4 protein-coding genes are annotated in these 5,498 nt (G+C 58.0%); 2 read left to right on the forward strand and 2 right to left on the reverse strand.

Annotated elements, in window-relative coordinates; genetic code table 11:
• On the reverse strand, positions 1–228 hold a 228-nt coding region (locus tag P1S46_11200), incomplete at its 3' end, for a hypothetical protein (protein ID MDF1537041.1).
• A 604-nt stretch (positions 229–832) separates the two neighbouring features.
• A complete protein-coding gene (locus P1S46_11205) occupies positions 833–2,227 on the reverse strand; it encodes a sigma-54 dependent transcriptional regulator (protein ID MDF1537042.1) in 1,395 nt (464 codons plus the stop codon).
• A 770-nt stretch (positions 2,228–2,997) separates the two neighbouring features.
• On the opposite strand from P1S46_11205, the gene P1S46_11210 reads away from it, so the two are divergent.
• Both P1S46_11210 and P1S46_11215 read left to right on the forward strand, forming a co-directional pair.
• A complete protein-coding gene (locus tag P1S46_11210; protein ID MDF1537043.1) occupies positions 2,998–3,750 on the forward strand; it encodes a response regulator in 753 nt (250 codons plus the stop codon).
• Positions 3,751–4,203: 453 nt separating this feature from the next.
• Positions 4,204–5,250 (forward strand): hypothetical protein, encoded by a 1,047-nt coding sequence (locus tag P1S46_11215; protein ID MDF1537044.1) that lies wholly within the window; start codon positions 4,204–4,206, stop codon positions 5,248–5,250.
• Positions 5,251–5,498: the final 248 nt, after the last annotated feature.

Below are 5,498 nucleotides of genomic sequence, written 5' to 3' on the forward strand. Positions count from 1 at the left end.
CAGGCCGGGTACAACTCTGAGGTTGCTGTCGAAGGCCACCAGGCCGTCGTAGACCTGCTGAACCACGTGGTAAGTGGCTATGAGTTCGTCCCTGACGGGGTCGAGGCTGGCCGGGACGTAAAATAGCGGGAACCGGAACACCCCCTCCGCCGAGGCGGGGACCGCCCTGAGAACCGGAAGAATAAATAATACAGCCAGGAAAGCGATGAAGACCTTTTTACCTGCCATTGAGGAACCCCGCAGTCGTTTTGGTCCCATCTTCACCGAGCAGGCCGCTTCCTGTCAACAGGCGTTTGACCCGGAGCCGTACCGACCGGGGCGGTGTTCCTCCCGGGGGGTGGTCCGGCAAGCGGCCCACACAAGAGATGGGAGGCGATACAGCGCCTCCCATCTCCCTACCCCCAAGCCCGAAAAGATCTTCCGGGAACTGCGGTCCCCTGATCAGAACCCCCCGTCCCCACTACTCGCCAGCACGACGGTGGCCCAGGTCATGACGGTAATGGCAGCGATGGTCATGGAAAGCAGCATCTTTTTCATTTCATCTCCTCCGTAAGTGTTTTGGGAAACTGGTCAGCAATCAAAAAGCGTTACCGACAGGTTTAAGATTACCACTGTTATAGCAATACCTCTGCCAACATGGGGAATTGCGCTAACGCCTTGTTTTGTTTGGTATATTTTAAATGGTATAAACGGTGAGGGGCCCCCTTGTTGCACACTATAGTGTGCAACAAGGGGCTGCGGACGGGGTGTGAGGCCGATTAAACCTTATGTTACAAGGAGTTGGGTCGTGTGCACACGATAGTGTGCAGATATGAAAGGGAGGTCTGCCGGGTCAGATCTTCCTGGGATGGAGGCTCAGGACCGCCATCTTCTTGAGGAGTGTGTTCCGGTGGATTCCGAGGACCCTGGCCGCTTCCGACTGGTTCCACCCTGCACGCCTCAGCGTTGACAGGATGTACATCTTCTCGAAACGGTCCCTGGCTTCATGGAGGCCCCATGTGCCGGATCTGACGGTATCGCTGTTTTCAGTATCCGGAAAGACGATCTCGTTGGGCAGGTCCTGGACACCAATGGGGCGGCGGTTCGACGAGAAGGCCACGAGCCTTTCAAGGAGGTTCTCAAGCTCCCTTATATTACCCGGCCATCGGTAGGCTTCGAAAAGTTCCATGACCTCCGGTGTGATCTCGGCGATGTTCCGGTTCAGGCGATAGGCGATCCTGTCCAGGAAGTAGTTCACCAGGAGGGGAATGTCTCCCTTGCGATCCCTCAGGGGGGGGAGGTGGACCGGGAGCACGTTGAGCCGGTAAAAGAGGTCCTCACGGAAACGGCCGGCCTTGATAAGTTCTTTGAGGTCCTGGTTGGAGGCGGATATGACCTGTACGCTGGTGCGGATCGTCTGGGTGCCCCCGACACGGGAAAATTCGCCTTCCTGGAGAACCCGGAGCAGCTTGGCCTGGAGGTCGGGCCTGAGGGTGGATATCTCGTCAAGGAACATGATCCCCCTGTGGGCCGCTTCGAATTTGCCCATCCTCCTTTCGTGGGCCCCTGTAAAGGAGCCCTTTTCGTGCCCGAAGAACTCGCTTTCGAGAAGCTCCTGGGGGATGGCCGCGCAGTTGACAGGCACAAAGGGGCCGTCTTTTTTGGAACCCCTGGAGTGGATGGCTCTGGCGATCACCTCTTTGCCGGTCCCGCTTTCGCCGGTGATCAGGACATTGGAGTCGGTGTTGCATATCCTCTCGACGATCCGCAGGACATCTTTGATGGCCCTGGAGCGTCCAACGATGTTGGACAACCCGCCCAGCTTGACGACCTCGGACCTGAGGTACTGGATCTCCCTTCTCAGCCGCCTTTTTTCCAGCGCCTTTCTGGCGACTTCCATTATCTCCTCCGAATCGAACGGTTTGGGAATATAGTCGAAAGCGCCGTTCCTGACGGCCTGGACCCCCAACCGGGCGCTGTCGGAAGCCGAAAGCATGATGACCTCGGGAGGATCGTCCATGTCCATGATCGTGTCGAGGGTCGCCATCCCGCCGATGCCGGGCATGGTCACGTCGAGAATGATCAGGTCGGCGTTCTTCTCGCGGAGCTTCCTCAGCCCCTTTTCACCGGTTTCCGATGTGAGGACGATAAAATGCTCCTCCATGAGAGTTTCGAGAGACGCCCGCACCGATTCCTCGTCGTCAATGATCAGAACAGTGTCGGTCGGCGCCGTATTTTCATGAGTCATTATAAGTCCCTTATTCTCCCGCGAGGTGTAAAACCCAGATCAAGGCGCAAAAAGTCCAGTCCTGGACTTTTCGCTCAACGGAAAGGGAAAAGCGTCGTTTTCCCTTTCCTTACAAATCAATGACTGCTGATAGATCACCAAAGTCTGTGCGAGACTTTGGCTCTATGGGAAGGGAAAAGCGTGGTTTTCCCTTCCCTCACGGATCGCTGACATGTTTATCGGTCATCGATCCGGGCGCCCTTCCCAGGCGCGGCGGGTCATTGATTTGGGCACCCCGCGCGGGGTGCGTTGATGGACTTTTTGCGAGTCCATCAACTCTGCACACCTGCAAAATCCCTGCCTTCCATGTAGAGTTGACCTGTTTCCCGTCCCGTTGGGCGGTCATTGGCGGTACGGGCGACTCTCTCCCTCCCCGACAGGCCCCGCTTCCAGTCCGGTCCAGGGAATGGACACGGCGGGGTTGCCGGGGGCTGCACACTATCGTGTGCAGTTGCCTACCCTCATGTACACCCATATAAAGGAGGACGCAAGCGTCCGGCCGTAACTGTTTGTTAATAGAAGGTTTTTATTTTTGTTTTTATGGCCCGGATATTGAAAGCTTATCAATAGGAAAAGGGCTGTCATGCAGGATGTCCGCGAAGCCCGCGTTCAGGAGCGCCGATGGCGGCAGAGGCGTAAAAGTCCGGCGTGGGGTGGCTCGAAGAGACTTTTTGAGAGGTGGGCAAAATCGATGGTCTGCAGTGGCAGCATCTGCAGGGGAGGGAATGGCAATGTCAACCGACAGCAGCTTGAAAAAGATTCTCATCGTTGATGATGTGGAGCTGTTTATACAGTTTCAGATCTCCCTGCTGGGCAGGCGAAATTTCGACATCCACACAGCCCGGACGGGGGCCGGGGCTCTGGAGAGGGCCCGCGCACTGAATCCGGACCTCATCCTCCTGGACATGTTCATGCCCGACATGAACGGCGACGAGGTCTGTCGAACCCTCAAGAACGATCCGCAGACATCACATATCCCTGTGGTCATTGTCAGTTCCGGGAGCCCGGAGATGTCGCGGCCAGCCACCCTGTCCGCGGGGTGCGACGGTCTGCTCTACAAGCCGGTAAGGAAAGACGTTTTGATGTCCATTGTGGAGCAGTTGCTCGGGACGAACGAGAGACAGTACCTGAGAGTTAACACCAGGCTCTCGTGCATCGTGGAAATGGCGGGGGAAAAGTACGAGGCCACCATCCACTCCCTCTGTAAAGGCGGAGCGTTCATTGCCATGGAACATCCAACGATCGCAGGCGACATCATACAGATCCGTTTCGCTGTCCCGGGAAACGAACGGCAGGTGGTGATCCGGTCGGCCTCCGTGGCGTGGAGTCAGGATGACAGGATCGCCGGCCCGATCGGTTGTGGAGTTCGCTTTCTGAGCGCGGACAGGGACAGCCTGGCGGCCATAAGCGGGTTCGTCAACCTTCTTCTTCACGGCGGAGGCGCCGGCAAGGAGGAATTTAGCAGGCCCGCCCTGAAATACTGATCTCCAGTCACGCCGCCTGTCCTGCCTGTCCCGAGCATAGTCGAGGGGCCTGCCCTGCCTGCCTTAGTCACGCCACAGGCGTGATCGAAGGGAGCTTGTCGAAGGGTGGGCGCGATGCGTGAGGTCCTCCGACCGATTTCCGGGTGAAACAGGGATCGCGACGCTCAAGTTTCTGGTTCCGCGGCTCACTATCGGGGCTACTGCCTCGAAAACTTCATGAAGATCCCGGTGAAGACCCCGGCCAGACCCAGGACCTGCTCCCAGAACCCGGGACGAAAGCGATGGGCGGTCATATGGGTTTGGGTCTCACACTCCCGGATCACCATTGGTCGCATTCCCGGCGATTATGGGGATAAAAAGCTTTGTCGGTGTGGTAAGTTATGTTAACAGACGCAACTTGCCGCAAGCAACCAGCAAAGTGATCCAGGTTTTCATTGCCGACCGGAGAAGCCTATGACCTCAATGCTCGCTCGCGAGATCCTTTTCCCGGAGGGTCCTTCCTGCGGGACGCTCTACACCCGGGAAGAAGGAGCCGTTTGCGATGAACCATGGTGGGTGTCCATGCCCTCGAAGGTCCTGGTGCCCGGCCTTGCACCGCGGGATCGCTTCCTGAACTGGGCGCGTCTCGGGGAGGCCAAAGGACGCCATACTGCCGGAATGTGCGCCCAGGTGGGTTTGCGTGCCGCCCTCGATCTGCCCAACGGGCTGGGAGAGGTCCAGACCGCTGGTCCGGATGCGCTGTGGGCGCTGGATCTGTCCTACAGTTCAGTGAAAAACAGCCTGCTGCCGGGAGTCCTGGAAAAAGCCGCCGGTGCCCGGTGCCTGGACCTGTCCTTTACCTTCTTCACAGGCAGCATCCCCGGAGTGATCGCCCGGATGGAACACCTGCAGATCCTTCACATGGCCTTTACAAAACTCAGCAACCATTTCCTGGTGGATCTCGGATCCCTGGGTGACCTGACAGTCCTCAACCTGATGGGGGCCGGGATCACAAGGCCCGACACGACCCACCTGTCGGCCCTTTCCGCGCTGACCTCCCTCCAGTGCCTGGATCTCAGTTTCAACACGGTTGGCGATGGGGACCTGGAGACGCTGGCAGAGCTAAAGCAGCTGAGGATCCTGAGCCTGGTCAACACCGACGTCACCGACGAGGGGCTCGGGATCATTGAGGGGATGACCAGCCTGAGAAGGCTTCACCTGGGACGCAACAGGATCACCGACCAGGGGGTCTCCGTGATCGCCGGCATGAACGGGCTGCGCAGCCTGAGCCTCTCGGGGTCCGGGATCACTGACGCCAGTGTCGTCGCCCTGGCAGGGATGGCTGGGCTTCAAAAACTGTATATCAGGGGGACCGATATTACGGAAAAGGGCGCCAGGGCTATCGACGCGAACATTCCAGGGTGCAAGGTCGACCACGGCAAGGTCAAGGGCACCCGGTCGGAAAATTACACCGGGACGCGCGTCACCGACATGATATACCAGGATCTGATGGGGGGATAAAGGAACAGTGGAAAGTGGAAAGAGGAAAAGAGAAGCAGACGCGGTGACACGGCGACACGGAGATGGGGCGAGCTTCTTCGTCATATGAAAATGCCCCGGCATTTTCATATGGGCAGATCCAGTCCATCGTCTTCCGTCACCGTCACCGGTTTAGGTACCGTGATGTTCCTCGGTGTCTGGATCTCAAGAGCCCCTTTCTGCTCCAGCGGCAACAGGCACTTCAGTTCGTCGCACATGTCCTTGTCCAC

The organism is bacterium, from assembly GCA_029210545.1.
GTDB lineage: Bacteria > BMS3Abin14 > BMS3Abin14 > BMS3Abin14 > BMS3Abin14 > JARGFV01.

Coding starts and splice junctions, on each gene's coding strand:
- P1S46_11210 (MDF1537043.1), top strand. CDS start 2,998: ATGTCAACCGACAGCAGCTTGAAAAAGATTCTCATCGTTGATGATGTG.
- P1S46_11205 (MDF1537042.1), bottom strand. CDS start 2,227: ATGACTCATGAAAATACGGCGCCGACCGACACTGTTCTGATCATTGAC.
- P1S46_11215 (MDF1537044.1), top strand. CDS start 4,204: ATGACCTCAATGCTCGCTCGCGAGATCCTTTTCCCGGAGGGTCCTTCC.